This is a genomic window from uncultured Gulosibacter sp., from assembly GCF_963509965.1.
Taxonomy (GTDB): domain Bacteria; phylum Actinomycetota; class Actinomycetes; order Actinomycetales; family Microbacteriaceae; genus Gulosibacter.
Genome location: NZ_CAUPDE010000001.1, coordinates 371,026 through 386,119, shown reverse-complemented (window position 1 = coordinate 386,119; position 15,094 = coordinate 371,026). Strand labels below are relative to the sequence as shown.

Annotated in this window: 12 protein-coding genes and 1 tRNA gene; 7 read left to right on the top strand and 6 right to left on the bottom strand. The window is 60.1% G+C overall.

Going from position 1 to position 15,094, the window contains the following annotated elements; all coding sequences use genetic code 11:
- Window positions 1-23: 23 nt before the first annotated feature.
- The 3 genes from RQ865_RS01785 to RQ865_RS01775 all read left to right on the top strand — a co-directional run bounded on the left by RQ865_RS01785 (window position 24) and on the right by RQ865_RS01775 (window position 4,567).
- Complete coding sequence (locus RQ865_RS01785; RefSeq protein WP_311476949.1) at window positions 24-3,014, top strand: UPF0182 family protein; 2,991 nt, start codon at window positions 24-26, stop codon at window positions 3,012-3,014.
- Window positions 3,015-3,115: 101 nt separating this feature from the next.
- Window positions 3,116-4,402, top strand: coding sequence for an MFS transporter (locus RQ865_RS01780; RefSeq protein WP_311476947.1), 1,287 nt, complete (start codon window positions 3,116-3,118; stop codon window positions 4,400-4,402).
- Between the two features lie 88 nt (window positions 4,403-4,490).
- Window positions 4,491-4,567, top strand: a tRNA-Met gene (locus RQ865_RS01775).
- A 284-nt stretch (window positions 4,568-4,851) separates the two neighbouring features.
- On the opposite strand, the gene RQ865_RS01770 is transcribed toward RQ865_RS01775, so the two are convergent.
- Window positions 4,852-6,057 (bottom strand): Fic family protein, encoded by a 1,206-nt coding sequence (locus RQ865_RS01770; protein ID WP_311476945.1) that lies wholly within the window; start codon window positions 6,055-6,057, stop codon window positions 4,852-4,854.
- Window positions 6,058-6,202: 145 nt separating this feature from the next.
- Between RQ865_RS01770 and RQ865_RS01765 the strand changes: the two genes are divergently transcribed.
- Entirely contained in the window at window positions 6,203-6,778 is a 576-nt protein-coding gene (locus tag RQ865_RS01765; RefSeq protein WP_311476943.1) for a hypothetical protein, read from the top strand.
- A 475-nt stretch (window positions 6,779-7,253) separates the two neighbouring features.
- On the opposite strand, the gene RQ865_RS01760 is transcribed toward RQ865_RS01765, so the two are convergent.
- Window positions 7,254-8,276 (bottom strand): hypothetical protein, encoded by a 1,023-nt coding sequence (locus tag RQ865_RS01760; protein ID WP_311476942.1) that lies wholly within the window; start codon window positions 8,274-8,276, stop codon window positions 7,254-7,256.
- A 335-nt stretch (window positions 8,277-8,611) separates the two neighbouring features.
- On the opposite strand from RQ865_RS01760, the gene RQ865_RS01755 reads away from it, so the two are divergent.
- The 3 genes from RQ865_RS01755 to RQ865_RS01745 all read left to right on the top strand — a co-directional run bounded on the left by RQ865_RS01755 (window position 8,612) and on the right by RQ865_RS01745 (window position 10,071).
- Window positions 8,612-8,803 carry a CsbD family protein gene (locus tag RQ865_RS01755; protein ID WP_311476940.1) on the top strand — a complete coding sequence of 64 codons (192 nt, stop codon included), beginning with the start codon at window positions 8,612-8,614 and terminating at the stop codon, window positions 8,801-8,803.
- A 135-nt stretch (window positions 8,804-8,938) separates the two neighbouring features.
- Complete coding sequence (locus tag RQ865_RS01750; RefSeq protein WP_311476938.1) at window positions 8,939-9,379, top strand: hypothetical protein; 441 nt, start codon at window positions 8,939-8,941, stop codon at window positions 9,377-9,379.
- An 83-nt stretch (window positions 9,380-9,462) separates the two neighbouring features.
- Window positions 9,463-10,071, top strand: a complete 609-nt coding sequence (locus RQ865_RS01745) for an MBL fold metallo-hydrolase (RefSeq protein WP_311476936.1) — start codon at window positions 9,463-9,465, stop codon at window positions 10,069-10,071.
- 74 nt (window positions 10,072-10,145) lie between these two features.
- On the opposite strand, the gene RQ865_RS01740 is transcribed toward RQ865_RS01745, so the two are convergent.
- The 4 genes from RQ865_RS01740 to RQ865_RS01725 are packed head-to-tail and all read right to left on the bottom strand — an operon-like array spanning window position 10,146 to window position 14,987.
- On the bottom strand, window positions 10,146-11,393 hold the full coding sequence (locus RQ865_RS01740; protein ID WP_311476934.1) for a toxic anion resistance protein: 1,248 nt from the start codon (window positions 11,391-11,393) through the stop codon (window positions 10,146-10,148).
- A gap of 33 nt (window positions 11,394-11,426) precedes the next feature.
- Window positions 11,427-12,149 (bottom strand): hypothetical protein, encoded by a 723-nt coding sequence (locus tag RQ865_RS01735; protein WP_311476933.1) that lies wholly within the window; start codon window positions 12,147-12,149, stop codon window positions 11,427-11,429.
- Window positions 12,150-12,162: 13 nt separating this feature from the next.
- A complete protein-coding gene (locus tag RQ865_RS01730) occupies window positions 12,163-13,776 on the bottom strand; it encodes a substrate-binding and VWA domain-containing protein (RefSeq protein ID WP_311476930.1) in 1,614 nt (537 codons plus the stop codon).
- The gene (locus RQ865_RS01725; protein ID WP_311476928.1) at window positions 13,773-14,987 is read right to left on the bottom strand and encodes a hypothetical protein; all 1,215 of its coding nucleotides are present in this window, start codon (window positions 14,985-14,987) and stop codon (window positions 13,773-13,775) included. Before RQ865_RS01725 ends, RQ865_RS01730 begins: the two co-directional genes overlap by 4 nt.
- Window positions 14,988-15,094: the final 107 nt, after the last annotated feature.

Sequence of the window (15,094 nt, the reverse complement as noted above, 5' to 3'; positions counted from 1 at the left end):
CGACACTCGACGACGGGACAGATGTGAGCTCTTCTCAGGTACCCAGCCCGGCTGCCGCCTCAAATAGCGATACAACACGCCGATTCACACCGCTGGTGGTGACGGTCGCCGTTGTGATCGCGCTGGTAGTGGTGTTCTTCTGGTTCACCAACTACTACGCCGACTACCTCTGGTTTGACCAGCTTGGCTTTAAGGGAGTGCTGCTCACCCGCTGGATCTCGAGCGCAGTGATGTTCGTTATCGGCTTTGTGGCGATGGTGGTGCCGCTATACCTCGTAACGCAGCTTGCCTACCGAACCCGTCCCGTTTACGCGAAACTCTCGCAGCAGCTCAACGAATATCAGAAGATGCTGGAGCCGGTGCGCCGCGTCGTGTTCTTGATCGTGCCGATCATTCCGGGTGTGCTCGCGGGTATGGCCGCCGCCAACGCCTGGCCGGCAGTGCTCGCGTTTTTTAATTCGACGCCGTTTGGTCAGACCGATCCGCTTTTCGGGCTCGACGTGTCGTTCTACGTCTTCCAGCTGCCGTTCTGGCGCGGGGTTGCGATGTTCGCTTCGGCGGCGCTGCTGGTGTCGCTGGTGCTGGCAGTGGCGGTTTCGTACCTGTACGGCGGCATCCGCATCACTGGTAACCAGCTGATTATTTCGAAAGCCACCCGCATCCTGGTGGCGGTGCTGGCGGGTCTGTTCGTGCTGCTGCAGGGCGTGAACTTCTGGCTCGACCGCTACGACCGGCTCACCCAAGACCAGGGCCGCTGGGCGGGTGCCCTCTACACCGATGTGCACGCGAATATCCCCGGGCTCGCTATTCTCGCCGGCGCTGCCGTGGTGGTGGCGCTGCTGTTTTTCTTCGCCGCGGTGGTGGGCAGCTGGCGGCTGCCGGCCATCGGGGTGGGTTCGCTCGTGGTGGTGGGGCTCGTGGTGTCGCTCGCCTACCCGTGGGGTGTGCAACAGCTACAGGTGGGCCCCAACGAGCAGCAGCTCGAAACTGAATACATTCAGCACAACATTGATGCCACCCGAGTCGCATATGGCGTGGATGATGTTGAGGTGGTGCCGTACGCCGGTGTGACCACGGCTGAGCCCGGCCAGTTGCGGCAAGACGCTGAAACCGCCGCGAATATTCGCATCCTTGACCCCGCTCTCGTATCACCCACCTACGCACAGTTCGAGCAAGAGAAGGCCTACTATGCCTTCCCGAAGCAGCTTGATGTTGACCGCTACACCATTGACGGTAAAACGCAGGATGCGGTCATGGCGGTGCGTGAAATCAACATCGATGGGCTCGGCGCCGACGCCCAGTCGTGGGTGAACCGCGCGACGGTGTACACCCACGGCTACGGTCTGGTAGCCGGTTACGGTAATCAGCGCGGCCCCGACGGGCAGCCGCTGTTTTTCGCATCCGGAATGCCACAGCAGGGCCAGTTGGGTGAGTTCGAACCGCGCGTGTATTTTGGCGAGAACTCGCCCGAATACTCGGTTGTGGGCGCGCCCGAGGGCAGCGACCACCGCGAGTTCGACCATGTCACCGGCGAAGACGGCGCGGCCCAGACCTATACCACTTTCCGTGGTGAGGGCGGCCCGAGCCTTGGCAACTGGTTCAATCGCATCGTCTACGCCGTGAAGTTCCGTTCTGAGCAGATTCTGCTGTCGGATGCGGTGAATGAGCAGTCGCAGATTCTCTACGACCGCAACCCGGCCCAGCGTGTGCAAGCGGCAGCGCCGTACCTCACGCTCGACAGCAATGTGTATGCGTCGGTGGTTGACGGCCGCATCGTGTGGATCGTTGACGGCTACACCACGACGAACAACTATCCGTATTCGTCAGAGACTTCGATCTCGCAGGCGATTGCTGACACCAACACTCCGCAGCGGTTCAGCAGTGGCGACACGGTGAACTACATGCGCAACTCGATCAAGGCGACGGTTGACGCTTACGACGGTTCGGTGACCCTCTACGCCTGGGATGAAAACGACCCGATTCTGCAGACCTGGCAGAAGGTGTATCCGGCCACGGTGAAGCCGGTGAGTGAGATGTCGGGCGAGCTGCTCAGCCACGTTCGCTACCCGGAAGATCTGTTTAAGGTGCAGCGTTCGGTGCTGGCCACCTACCACGTGACCGACGCAAACCAGTACTACAACCAGAACAATGCGTGGCAGCTGCCGAGTGAGCCGACCTGGCAGCGTGAGGGTGAGCGGCCCAAGCAGCCCCCGTACTACATGACCATGCGCATGCCCGGCCACGACCCAGCATTCTCGCTGTACTCGACCTACATCCCGTATGTGCGTCAGGGGCAGCAGTCGCGTAACGTGCTCACCGGATATCTGTCGGCCAACGCCGACGCCGGCTCGATCGACGGCAAGGTGAGCGAAGACTATGGCCGGCTCACCCTGTTGAACATTCAGAACGACTCAGTGAACGGCCCCGGCCAGGTGCAGAACATCTTCAACTCGAACAACGAGGTGGCCACCGAACTCAACCTGCTTGAGCGCGGCGGGCAGACGCGAGTGCGTCGCGGTAACCTGCTGACGCTGCCGATGGGTGATGGCTTCCTGTATGTGCAGCCGGTTTATGTTGAGTCGACCGGTGAAACCAGCTATCCGCTGCTGCGGCGTGTGCTGGTTGCCTTCGGTGACAACATTGCCTTTGAGTCGACGCTTGATGAGGCGCTCGACAAACTCTTCGGTGGCGACTCGGGTACTACCGCGGGCGACTCCAACACCGAAAGCCAGGCCGACAACCCCGATGTCGAGGTTCCTGAAACAGGAGATGACGCACCGGTTGACCCCGAACCCGAAAAGCCGCAAACTCCCCGGGCTACCGAGACCCCGAGCGCACCCAGTGGCGATGCCCGGGCCGATCTTGAGCAGGCATTGAACGATGCCAGCCAGGCGCTCGAAGACCGCACCAAGGCCTACGAGAACAACGACCTGGTGGGCGCGGCCGAAGCTGACAAGCGCATGACCGATGCGCTCGAGCGTGCAGCCGAGGCAGAAAAACGCATCAAACCATAGCGATGTGAGTTTGGCGGCAGAACTTGTGTGGTTCTGCCGCCAAACTTGTTTTTGGATGCGCTGTGCGAACAGGCGAGGGACACCGGCCACGGGAGAATTACATGGATACGAAACGGTTCGCTGCGGAGGTAGTCGTCGACCCGGTGGCGCGCGAACGACTGCAGCGGCGCACACTCATCGTTGTGGTGGTGAGTCAGGTGCTTGGCGGGCTCGGCCTCGCTGCCGGCATTACCGTTGGCGCACTGCTTGCCACCGAAATGCTCGGCTCTGAACGCTTTGGTGGGTTGCCGACACTGTTGTTCACACTGGGCGCCGCGCTCTCGGCATTTCTGGTGGGTCGGGTGACGCAGCGGTTTGGCCGTCGTGTGGGCTTGGGTCTGGGTTTTGCGGCTGGTGGTATTGGTGCCATTGCGGTGGTGATCTCGGCCGCATCCGGAAATATTTGGGCGCTTTTTGCATCCCTTTTTGTTTACGGTGCCGGCACGTCGACAAACCTGCAGGCACGGTATGCGGGCACCGACCTGGCCGCGCCCGCACAGCGTGCCACGGCGGTGAGTGTGGCGATGGTCGCCACGACACTTGGAGCGGTGCTGGGCCCGAACCTGGTTGTTCCGCTTGGAGGCTTGGCGCTGCAATTGGGTCTTCCTCGGCACTCGGGGCCGTTTTTGCTGGCGGCGGTGGCGTTTTTGAGTGCGGGTGTGGTGTTGCTGGTGTTGCTGCGCCCCGACCCGTTTTTGGTGGCGAAGCAGATTACTGGGGCTACGGATGCGCCGGTTGTGGTTGCTTCGGCGGCAGGTGGGCCCGTAACCGGTGTTGGCGCCGGCGCCTATGTTGGTGCGGCGGTGATGGTGTGTTCACAGATCAGCATGGTGGCGATCATGACCATGACGCCGGTGCATATGGGGCACCACGGGCACGGCTATGAGCATGTGGGGCTGGTGATCGGCCTGCATATCGGGGCGATGTACCTGCCCTCGCTTGTGACCGGCAGGATGGTCGACCGATTCGGTCGCGTGCTGATGGCGGTGCTTGGTGGGCTCGTGTTGCTTGCCTCGGGTGTTGTGGCGGCGATGTCGCCGGGCGATTCGTTGGCGCTGCTCATTACTGCGCTGGTGCTGCTTGGTGTTGGGTGGAATTTCACGTTGATTGCGGGCACCGCGCTGGTGGTGGATGCAACCACCCCCGCCACGCGGCCTAAAATACAGGGCACGATCGATGTGGCGATTTCGCTGGCGGGTGCTGCTGGCGGGGGAGTGTCGGGTCTCATCATGGCGGGAGCCAGCTTTGCGACGCTCAGTGTGATTGGTGGGGTTGCGGGGCTGCTCGCTGTGCCGGTGGTGCTGTGGGCGCAGTGGCGCGGCCGGTTGCAGGATGTGCGGGAAGACTGATTTTTCTGGTGTTGAGCTGCCTGGCCGGGCTGCAATATGAACGATATTGGACTTTCCCGTATCCATCCGGTATAGTCGCTTGATGTGCCGCGGGGTGGAGCAGTTCGGTAGCTCGCCGGGCTCATAACCCGGAGGTCGTAGGTTCAAATCCTGCCCCCGCAACCAATTCAGGCCCTGACCAGCAAGTCTGGTCGGGGCCGAGACCTTTTCCGGGCTGTTTTTGGTTGGTGCTCGTGAGTTCAGCGGAAGATTTCGGGTGCAGGATGCACCCACAGCACTCCTGGCCGCGTTTTGTTCCGTTGAACTCCTCGCTACTTGCGCTACCGGCTACTGTTGCTGGCCCGGGAGATCGATGGCAGGGCAGTCGCTGTTGTATTGGTTCGTTTTAGCTTGACGGTTGCGCAAAAAACTGGCCGCCTCCGAGCACGAGGGCCGTTGGAACCACACGATCACTTCGCGGGCGAGCGACGCGCTCGAGCCGTGAACCGATCGAGTGCGGCAAGATAGTCATCAGCGCGATACACTTTGCCGCCGCCTCGGTGCTCACTTGCCGACTTTCGTAGGATGCCGGCAGCAACGAGTCGGTCGAGGTCGCGTTGCAAATTACTGGGGCGAACTCCTAACTGTTCACTTGCTAACCGTGGCGTGAACACTGGCTGTTTCGCTGCAAAGCTGATGAGCTGTGCTGTTCTCGACCCGCGACGTGCCTGGGCCGCTTCAACATGGCGTGCCTGAATCGTTTGGACCTCGGCAACCAGCTGCCGAGCATTCGCGATGCTGCGGTGGGTGGCTTCGACTGCAGCGGAGAGGATGGGTGCGGCGTCTTGATTTCGATATGCGGAGAGTGCGTCAAAATATTTGTTCGTATCTGCGAGCAATCCGCTTGAAATAGGAACAACGGCTCGGGTGGCAACGTGGCGACGTTGCAGCATTGCCTGGAGCAGCGCTCGCCCAGTGCGGCCATTGCCATCGTTGAACGGGTGGATCGTTTCGAACTGTGCGTGCGCGATCATCGCCTGGATAAGCGGTGGGATATCGCGACGAGCAGCATATGCCCCCCAATCGTCCATGAGCTCGGGCACAAGGTTTTCGGGTGGCGCAACAAACTCGGCAGTCAGCGGTGAAGTCGCTTCTTGCCCGCCGACCCAAATCGGTTCGGTCCGATACTCACCGGGATGGGCGCGCGGATAGTCGTGCAACAGTGCGAGGTGGATTCTCTGGGCGAGTGCCGCATCGACCGGGGTGTCGTCGCTTAAGGCAGTTTGCATGGCGCGGCTGGCCGAAGTGATCAGCAACGCATTTGTGCGAGATGACTCACCAATCTCGGCTGCAAGCACCTGCCGTGCTCCGGCGTCCACCTGTTCGATCTGCGACGACGATAGTGCTTCGCTGCGCAATAGCAATGCGGCAAAGTGTGCGATATCGATGCCATGTTGGGTGTCAAAGTTGCGCAGCGCCGCTTCAGCATCGTCAAGCTCTTGTGCGAGCACAGTTGGAACTCGCACCTGGAGGTCAGCGATTCGCGGCGGAACCAAGGCCCGATAGGTGCGCCCGTAGTCGGGGATCATGGCCGTATCGGTATAACGGCCGGCCTGAGGATGCCACACCTGCTCGGACCACGTAATCGGCGGGATCGATACGTTTTGGGAGGCCAACCAGACCACCTCAATTCTCAACTATCGGTAAGTTGAGAATACTTTACCTCGTTCGTTATCAGCTTTCTTTGGTGAGACGGATCAGAGAAAGGAAAGTGCCACAGCAGAGCACGTGAGTACTCTTGGGGCCTAAGGGGGGAGGTTCATGATGGCAGTGGTTGGGGTGTCGTGTTTGCGGCGGCGGATGTGTGCGGTGCTCTTTGCCGGGGTGTCGATGGTGTCGTTGACTGGGTGTGCTGTTTCTTCGTCGGCGCCCGAGACTGGGGCGCCGTCGGTGATTGCGAGCCCGTCACCTACCCGGGAGCAGTCCGGTACTGAGGCGCCGCTTGAACCGGAGTCTGGTGCTCCTTCGGAACCGACTACTCCGGGCGGTGACGCTGGAGAAGTGGTAAATGCGGATAATGCATATGAGATCTGTTTGGATCTGTTGGAGACGAAAAGTATCGGACCCGATGCGGTTCCTGGTGGATATTCGCGTGACAAGTTGGCTCCGGAGCCGGAGTCGGTGGTTTATCAGCGCCAGGATGGGGTGTTTGCGGTGGGTATCTACGGAACTGAAGGTGATGCATGGAATCCGGATCGGCGTGACTACCTGCTTTCTTGCTATTTCGAGGGGCCAGTCCGTGATCCGGTCTGGTATGACCTAGGCATCGGGCCGTCACATGAGCCAGACGAACTGCGTCGCCAATTTGAGGAGTACGATATTCATGCCGGAGCGTAGCTGCTGGGACTGTTTGTCGGCCGGTTGCGTGAGCGTCTATGTGTGTGCGTGGCTGACTGGAATTCGTGGTGATGGCTTTTTCGGCTGGAGTGTTGCCAGCTTGGCGCTGCCGAAATCGGGGTTATTGATGCACGTAACCCGGAGATCATAGGTTCAAATCCTGCCCCGCAACCAATTCAGGCCCTGACCAGCAAGTCTGGTCGGGGCCGAGACATTTCCGGCTACTTGTGAACTCGATCGGGAAACATCAAAGCAGACACCAGGATGAACCCGGTAATAGTCGACGGTGTCTGGACGCCGTTCTTGCTGTGGCGACAGTTTTCGTTTACGCGCTCTACTGTCAGTCGGTCGCCATTCCATCCGAAACTTGGAACGGCTCAATCACGTGGTGCTAGAAACCGCGCGGGATGAGCTCGAACAGGTTGCCGAGTAGTGCAGCGAGCAGCTCGAGCAACTGCGGATGTAACGGGGCGCTCTATTCGCTGTCAGTTGTCGACTCTTGGGGTAACGGCTTCCGCCTCGACTGACGGCGCAGTGTGAGCGAAAACCTTCGGCCGTCGGTGTCGACGCGCTTTCTTGCGGCGTCACGACGCACTCGTTTCTCAGCCACACGTCGAGCCGCAGCGGCCCGTCGTTCGGCACACTGTGCGGCCCGTTCGAGCAGGCGCTCGTCGCGCGCGGTCTTCACCGCCCGTAACACTTCGTCGCTCACAGGTCCCACAAAGTCTGCCGGGGGAGCGCCGAACGCAGTCTTGGCGTTCTTGATCACCTCGTTGGCAAGCGAACGATTCCCGAGCGCGCCAACGGCTGCCCCGACACCAAAGGGCAGCACTTTACCGGCAACTCCGCCAAACTGACGCTGACCGAACCGCTTGACGAACGCCTCACGAAGCTGCCGGCCGAGTTCATTCACGGCTGCATCGGGCAGCGCCCGAGTGACAAGTTCTCCCCAAACCGCACTCTCGAACAGGCCCCGCGCATCCTGCCCGGCCGCAACCTCCCGAATGATGCGCTTACCGTTGTCACCGAGCAACAGCGCCATCACTAATGTGCGTGCTCGGTGCGGATCATCGGTGGCATCACCGTGCATCTCGGCCACGGTCATGGCAAACAGCGCCGTCAACTCGATAAAGCTCAACACTTCGGCCGCGGCAATCGCGACACCGGTAGCTGTACCCACACCGGGCACAATCGCGGCGGCACCAACACCGCCGCCTGTTCCCATTGCCGAACGACGGAACCAGAGTTCGGCAATCGGCAGCAGATCGGCAGGAGTCGCCTGCGGACACTTCCGGCGCAAACGGCGCACGAATGCGATCGCCAGGGGCCGCTGCACCGCCAGTGCACGGTCAATTTGGCGAGCAAATCCGCTGAGCTGCTCAACGTCGTGGGTTTCGGCAGCCATGGCAGCGGGATCAAGAGAAACTTCGACATCGTGCGACAGTGCGGCACTGCCCGCTTGGGATTGCGAAACGGCTTCGGATGCGAGGGGAATCATCGAGTCCTTTCCATGAGGGCGTAGCGCCGGCAAGGCTAGAGCTACACCAGAACACTCAACGTTATTACCCCGAGACGTGAGGCCGCCGAGAGTGTGAAGAAATAACTACCATTTGCGGTTCCAACACGCAGTCGCCGATTCACTGCTGCTGTGTCGATCCTCAACGTTGAGGAGATGGTCAGGAAGCGCCACCTGCCGCACGCCCGAGCCGATCTCGGTACCAACAGAATCACCTTTCAGTCTGATTACCGCGAAATCTGAGAGCCTCGCCCAGGGTGGTCTGTTTGGGTAGAACCACTGCAACCGCAGTGCACATTGAACTGAGGAGGCACAGTATGGGTTTCATTGATGACGCTAAGAACAAGGCCGAAGAGCTTGTCGGCAAAGGCAAAGAAAAAGCTGGCGAGGCGACTGACAACCAAGAGCTCAAGCACGAAGGCCAGGCAGACCAGCTCTCGTCGAAGGTGAAGCAGGGCGTCGAGAACGTCAAGGATGGCGTGAACGACCTGCTCAACGACAAGAAGTAGATTCACGCTCATTACCGCCGGTCGATTCAGGCCGGGGCATCGAATCTCGATAGCGGCACCCCCTTTGGTGGGGTGCCGCTATTCGTATCTGCGTAGCTGCGCGAAAGTGGCCATAATCGCTCTATGCTCTGACTCATGGATAGGCAGGACGATGCAAGCCAACCCCGCGCGGGTGCGACCAGCTGGGGTGTTTTTGCTGGCTCGCTATTCGTGATGCTGATGGCGTTTGTTGTTGCGTTCGGGGGCGAACTTGGCTGGTTGATCCTTTTCGGCTGGATCATGCTGGGTGCTGCCACCCTCACGGCGGTTGTGTTCCACTTGTTCTTTACAATCGCGCTGAAGAGAAGTTCTCGCACGCGCGCCATCTGGCAGGCTGCGCTAGGAACCGGTGTCGTAGCTCCAGCGGTGTTCAACCTTTTGAGTCTGCCGAGTTACCTTGACGGCACAGTGCTGACGTTGGGCCTACTCGCTTCGATCTTTGGTGTCTGGATTCCACTGGTGGCGGTGGCTGCCATAGTGACCGCCGAGGAGCGCAGCCAACAGCAGCCCGACGAGGGTGAAAAGCAACCGAAATAGTTGTACCTGTTATCAAAGTTGGGCACCTCTTGCCTGGTTTTGGTAACGTTCCGGTGCTCAGATTCGTCTACCCCGGAGGCCACATGACCGTCCGCATCGACCGCGTCCAAAGCATCAGCGCATCCGACCACCACGAATCGGAATCTGTGCTGCCATGCAATTGCTGGATTGTTGGCGACGACAAAGAATGCGTCATCATCGACGCCGGCGCGGATACGGATGCGGTGCTCGACACGGTTGGGCGGCGTGAAACGCTCGCGATTATCTGCACCCACGCACACCGCGACTGCATTGAGGCGGCCCAAGAGGTGTCGATGCGCACCAACGCCACCGTCTACCTGCATGCCGACGCGCTCGATCAGTGGCGTGAAGTGCATCCCCGCATTGACCCCGAGGGTGAACTTGTTGACGGTCAACAATTTCACGTGGGCGATGTGACCCTCGAAGTGCTTGAAACACCCGGCCATGCCCCCGGCACCGTATGCCTTTCGGCACCGGAACTGCGAGTCGTGTTCACCGGCGACACACTGCTTGCCAGCGGACCTTACGCCACACCCGAGGGAGGCAGCGACTACTCGACCATGGAATATTCGGTGCGCAAACGGCTATTTCCGCTCGGTGACGACACAGTCATCAAACCCGGGCGCGGCGAAGACTGCACGATCGGCAAACAGCGTGCCGAACAGTCGTAACGGCCAATGAGATAGGCGGCGGGCCCGTATCCCAAACAACAGGGATGCGGGCCCGTGCGCGTGACCGCAGCCGATTAGATCGTCAGTTCGGGCGGCAGATTACCGCTGTCGAGCTGGCGCTGTGCCGAATTGTCACCCTCACGCGAGAGCTGATTCTCGCGTGATCGTTCGAGATACGGGTTCGCCCGCTCGACCTGCTGCTCGAGGTTGGCAATGGTTTGCGCGAAGTGGTTGTTCGCCGCGGCCCGGAAGGTTTCAACCTGGTCGATAGTGGCGAACACATTGTCGTAGGCACGCTGCAGCGTTTCGAGCGAAACACCCGAGTTGACCGCCTGCTCCTGAATGCGAGCGGTGTTGTCACGCAGCATCTGCGAGGTGCGGTCGATCATGTCGTTGGTGGTGTTGTTGACCGCGTCGATCTGGTCGAGCACGATCTTTTGGTTCTCAAGCGCCTGCGCAACCACGACGGCCGTGCGCAGCGCGGTCATGGTGGTGGTCTTTGCCCGCTCAACACCGTCGATGAGTTTCAGGTTGTTGTCTTGGATGAGGTCCATCGACAGGTACGACTGCACACTCACCGCCAGCTGGGTCTGCACATCAGTATGGCGCTGCCGAATCGCAAAGAGCACATCGTTCTGCATCGCGGTGGCGGCTTCAGCCTCACCGGAAGCCTGCAGCGAAGCGATCTTCTCAACCACCGAATTATCGAGCTCGGTGAGTAGCCCCGACAGCTTCTTCAACTGCACCATCGATTCCCACAGCGCTTTGCGTTCGACACCGAGCGCAGCGTTGTCTTTACGCAGCGTATCTTGGCCGCGGTCGAGGGCAAGCAGAACCGTGTTGAGCTGCTCCTGGTTGCTTTCATATTTGCGGAAGTAGCGCTGCACCTGTTTGCCGCCGGGCAGCATCCGCAAGAAGCGTGAACCGAACTTGCGCTCTTCAGGTGCAAGCTCTTCAACGGTATTGCGTAGATCGGCCAGCGAACGCGATACCTCGACGGCGTGGCCGTCGCCGCCGGCTGCTTTCGACTGTGCCAGCGACTTTTCGAGGAACCGCTGCGAAGTGTTTGCCGAGGTGCGGATTTCGGTGCGCGCAACTTCCTGGATGGCACGCACCTGCTCGGTGTACTCGGGCGTTTTTGGTTTCAGCGTCGAGATGTTGTTTACCCACGCGTTGGCACGGTTGCGCAGATCGAGAGCGGTCTCGGGATCAATATCGGGAAGCATCCCGCCGGCAGCGTCGGACGCGACCGGTTCAACGGCCGGGCTAGCCTCGATCGGGGCGAGCTCAGTAGGGCTCGGGGGAGTGAGTTTCTCGTTCACTTGGTCTCCTCAGCTGGTGGGATATGCGGGCAGCTACTCGCTAGTGCCCGACGGAATGGCGTTGTTTAAATTAAGCACCGACTCGGTACCAACTTCCTGGAATCGTGCCTTCAGGAACTCGGCGTGCTCATGCACCGAGTGGGTTGTGCCTTGCACAATATCGGTTTCGATACGGTCGAGCACTTCACCGAGCACATCGGCCTGGGGTTCAAGCTCGGTGATGTTCTGCTCCACCTGCCGACGTGACTTCTGGCCCGAAAAGGTGCTGTGCATCCGGTCGTTTTCAATCGCGAGGTTCACGATAGTGGGCAGGTAGTCGGTCGCGAGCGTATAGAGCATCTGAATGGCGCCGTCCATAACAGCACGATTACGCAGTTCTGGCATTCGTGCCAGCGAGCGAGTTCCGTTCGTGAGCTGGTAGAGCTTTTCATCCAGCGACGAATTGTGCCATAGCGGTCGGCTCTCAAGCCGCGACAGTGCCAGATCGAGTTCGTCGGTCGACCGGGCTACCTCGCTGAGCGTTTCTTCAACGGTGGTTGGCGCGACCTTGGCAGCGATCGCGATCGGCTTTGGTGCCAGCGGCGTGAACATGAGTGCCGCGCCGACGCCGAGTATGAGCCCGACGGCTATCCCCACCGGGGCCGCGAATGACAGCAGCAACATTGACCCCAGCGCTGAACCAACGCCGACCACACCGCCCACGGCGGCTGGGGCAACCCACTGCGGTGATTTTGCCTTCTTTGAACTCTGCATCATTGACGGTTTCAGACTAGAGGTATCCGCGAATCTCACGGAATGCTGATGCAAGCGAGTCGCCGGTACCATCGAAAGTTTTGCCGCCGGTGAGTTGCGACAGCGACTCGAGCTCGTCACGATTCGAGTCACCGAAGTGCACAGTGAACACCGGCACGTTCTTCGCCTGGGGGTGAGCCTTGACGAACTCGAGGTACCAGTTTGTAAAATCGCGAGCCTGCATTCCGTCGAGGTTCTCGCCGTCGGTGAACAGCACGATCGAGTTGAACTGGTCGCTATTGCCGTAGTCAATATCCTCATAGGCGCGTCGGACCGCGTCATAGATGGCGGTGCCACCGTTGGCGTCTAAGCTGGCGGTGTGTGATCGAATTTCGTTGAGCTTGTCTCGGCGCCCGGCGTCGTCTTCGGGAATCGTCACCGTTAGCTCACTCTTGATCTCGTGCGAGAACTCGAGGTAGGTGATTGTCTCGCGCGGCTGCAGTCGTAGGAAGCTTGCCGACGAGCCGTCCTCGGCGCCTGGGCTCGACAGCACATCGAGGGCTTGCCGTAGCTCTTGCATTCTGCCGCCCCCATCCATCGACCCCGAGGTGTCGATAGCAAACACCATGTTCGAAGGCTTTTTCGCTTCGCTGAGCCAACCCACAAGCAAATCCTGCACGGTGCCGAGCTGGTTGGGGAACGGCAGCTCGTAGACGGGGGCCGGTGACTGGCTCTTGGGTGTATATGAGGTGTAGCGATGGGTCTGCTCAGTGATGCGCTGCTGCACGCTATCGCTGAGTAGATATTCAACGACCTGGTCGTATTTTTCACGGGTGGCGTCATCGGCTCCCTTGAGCAGCGTCAGCGGATAGTCGCTGGTGATCACACCGTCAGAGGGATGCACGATGTGCAGCGGTTTATTGTCTATCTTGACCCCGCGCAGCACCGACTCGTAGTTGAAGATGCCATCAACAGCCTGCGGGTTTTCGAGATATTTTTCGACGAGCCAACCCGAAGAGCCCGAAGCCAGCTGCTGGCCAGCGGCAAATTTCTTGAGGTCGGGGAGCACCCTGCTTATATCGCCCGGTTCGAGCACCGTGCCGGTGCCCGAGATCGCGGTGGCAAGCTGCACCAGGGTTGTGAATCCCGAGTTGGAGGCGATTGGGCTGGTCATACCGTAGGTGAGCTCACCGCGTCCTACGGCGTCGACAACATCTCGCCAGCTGGGTTGGGAGTCGTCGCTCCAGCCGAGCCGGTCGGCCACGTCCTGGCGCACACCGAGCACCACCGGCGAGCGCATAATCGACTCGCTCGAGGCGGCCACGTCAACCCCCTCGGGGAAAAGCGAAAGGTAGCGATTTGATGGGAACCAGATCGCATCCCAATCATTGTCGGGGGTGTTCAACAGCATCTCGGTGCCATCGAGGGTGCCTACATACTCGAACTCGATCTTGACACCGGTTTCGCGCGTCATCTCTTCAAGGATCGGCTCTAGGTCTTTCACCTCGCTACCGGCGAGCACGCGCAGAGTGTCACCTCCGCCGAACAGGGCGCACGAAGTGAGCATTCCGGGCACTACAAACAAGCAGGCAAATGCAGCGAGCAGGCGTCGCCACGGCGTCTGCAGTTTCTTTGCGAATTGCGCGATCATGGCTTGTCTCCAGGGTGATTCGGTGCGGGCACAGAAGTCAGATCGGTTTCTTCGGGACGCACCGGCGGGGCACCCGAGACGGCGTACGATTCACCGATCTTGCCGAGCAGATAGTCGAGCATTTCGTAGCTCGGCTCGACGGCGAGATTCACGAAGGACGAGCTGCTCGGATAGGTGTCGGCGAGCTTGTTGTCGTGCAAGAAACTGTCGAAAACGCCGGCATTGGATCCCTGCGGGCGGAAACCATGGGCCGCGAGCAGCTTCGCCAGTTCGGGGTCGGTCTCGAGCAGCTGCATGACGGCCTGGCCGTCCTCGCTGAACGTGACCCCGGTGTGCACCGAGAAGATGGTGGGTGACGGATAGGCGAGCACCATCTGTTCGGTGATGCGGGAATTGTCGTGCAGCTGCTCCTCAAGAAACTGGCCTTCGTACACCATCACCATCGGCACCGCTCCCATACCCTGTGAAAGGTAGTCGTCGAATGGGGCGGTCGACGACGAACCCGCATAGCCCTGCCCAACAAAGAGTTTGGTGAGCAGCTTGAGGTTGGCGTCGGCCTGAGCTCGGTCGCTGACCACATTCTGGTCGTTGAGCACGTAGGCGGCGAGCGCCAGGTACATACCGGCCGAGTTTGAGGTGCGGATATCGGTGGAGGTGATCATTACCGTGCGCGGCGAGTTGTAGAGCTTGTCGGCACCGGGCAGATCGCGCCAGCGGGTGTCAGACTCTACGAGCTTGAGGTAGGCCTCGATATCGATCTGCCAGCGATCATCCGCATCTTGGGATGCAACACCTGCGGCACTGAGCAACTCAACGATCGGCTTGAAGGTGGCGATCGCCATGGGTGAGAAGAATGGCTTGTGGGTGCTGCGCACCGCATCCTTGTGTGTGGTGGCGATATGCGTGGCGGCGATCTCAGAGGCCGGAAAAGCGAAATCGAAGTCGGTGAGGCCGTCGAGTTCGGCCATGCGCCACGAACCCGACTTCGACACTCGCACCTCGTAGCCGTGCTCAGCAAACACTCGCTGCACTTGTGGGTCTTGGAAGAACGCGACTTTCTCGGAGCCGACGACACCCTCGACAAGCGTGTGCCGCGCTCCCAACGCGCCGGTGCCGCTGCGGCCAATGCCCGTGAACTGCACAACCAGCACCGCGACTATGCCAACGATGAGCAGCCCGATACCGATGATGTGCGGGGCTCGCAGTTTCATAGCTGTATTTCCTCCACAGCGTTGCCGTCGTTTACAACTGCCGGCTATTCAGGCCAGAGCCTGCCGAAATCATGAAGATTGCGAACCGATAGCTGGCTGGAGTTTTG

Bases quoted from the DNA above. Each gene is read 5' to 3' on its own strand.
- RQ865_RS01780 (WP_311476947.1), top strand. From the start codon at position 3,116: ATGGATACGAAACGGTTCGCTGCGGAGGTAGTCGTCGACCCGGTGGCG.
- RQ865_RS01765 (WP_311476943.1), top strand. From the start codon at position 6,203: ATGATGGCAGTGGTTGGGGTGTCGTGTTTGCGGCGGCGGATGTGTGCG.
- RQ865_RS01760 (WP_311476942.1), bottom strand. From the start codon at position 8,276: ATGATTCCCCTCGCATCCGAAGCCGTTTCGCAATCCCAAGCGGGCAGT.
- RQ865_RS01755 (WP_311476940.1), top strand. From the start codon at position 8,612: ATGGGTTTCATTGATGACGCTAAGAACAAGGCCGAAGAGCTTGTCGGC.
- RQ865_RS01750 (WP_311476938.1), top strand. From the start codon at position 8,939: ATGGATAGGCAGGACGATGCAAGCCAACCCCGCGCGGGTGCGACCAGC.
- RQ865_RS01745 (WP_311476936.1), top strand. From the start codon at position 9,463: ATGACCGTCCGCATCGACCGCGTCCAAAGCATCAGCGCATCCGACCAC.
- RQ865_RS01735 (WP_311476933.1), bottom strand. From the start codon at position 12,149: ATGATGCAGAGTTCAAAGAAGGCAAAATCACCGCAGTGGGTTGCCCCA.
- RQ865_RS01730 (WP_311476930.1), bottom strand. From the start codon at position 13,776: ATGATCGCGCAATTCGCAAAGAAACTGCAGACGCCGTGGCGACGCCTG.
- RQ865_RS01725 (WP_311476928.1), bottom strand. From the start codon at position 14,987: ATGAAACTGCGAGCCCCGCACATCATCGGTATCGGGCTGCTCATCGTT.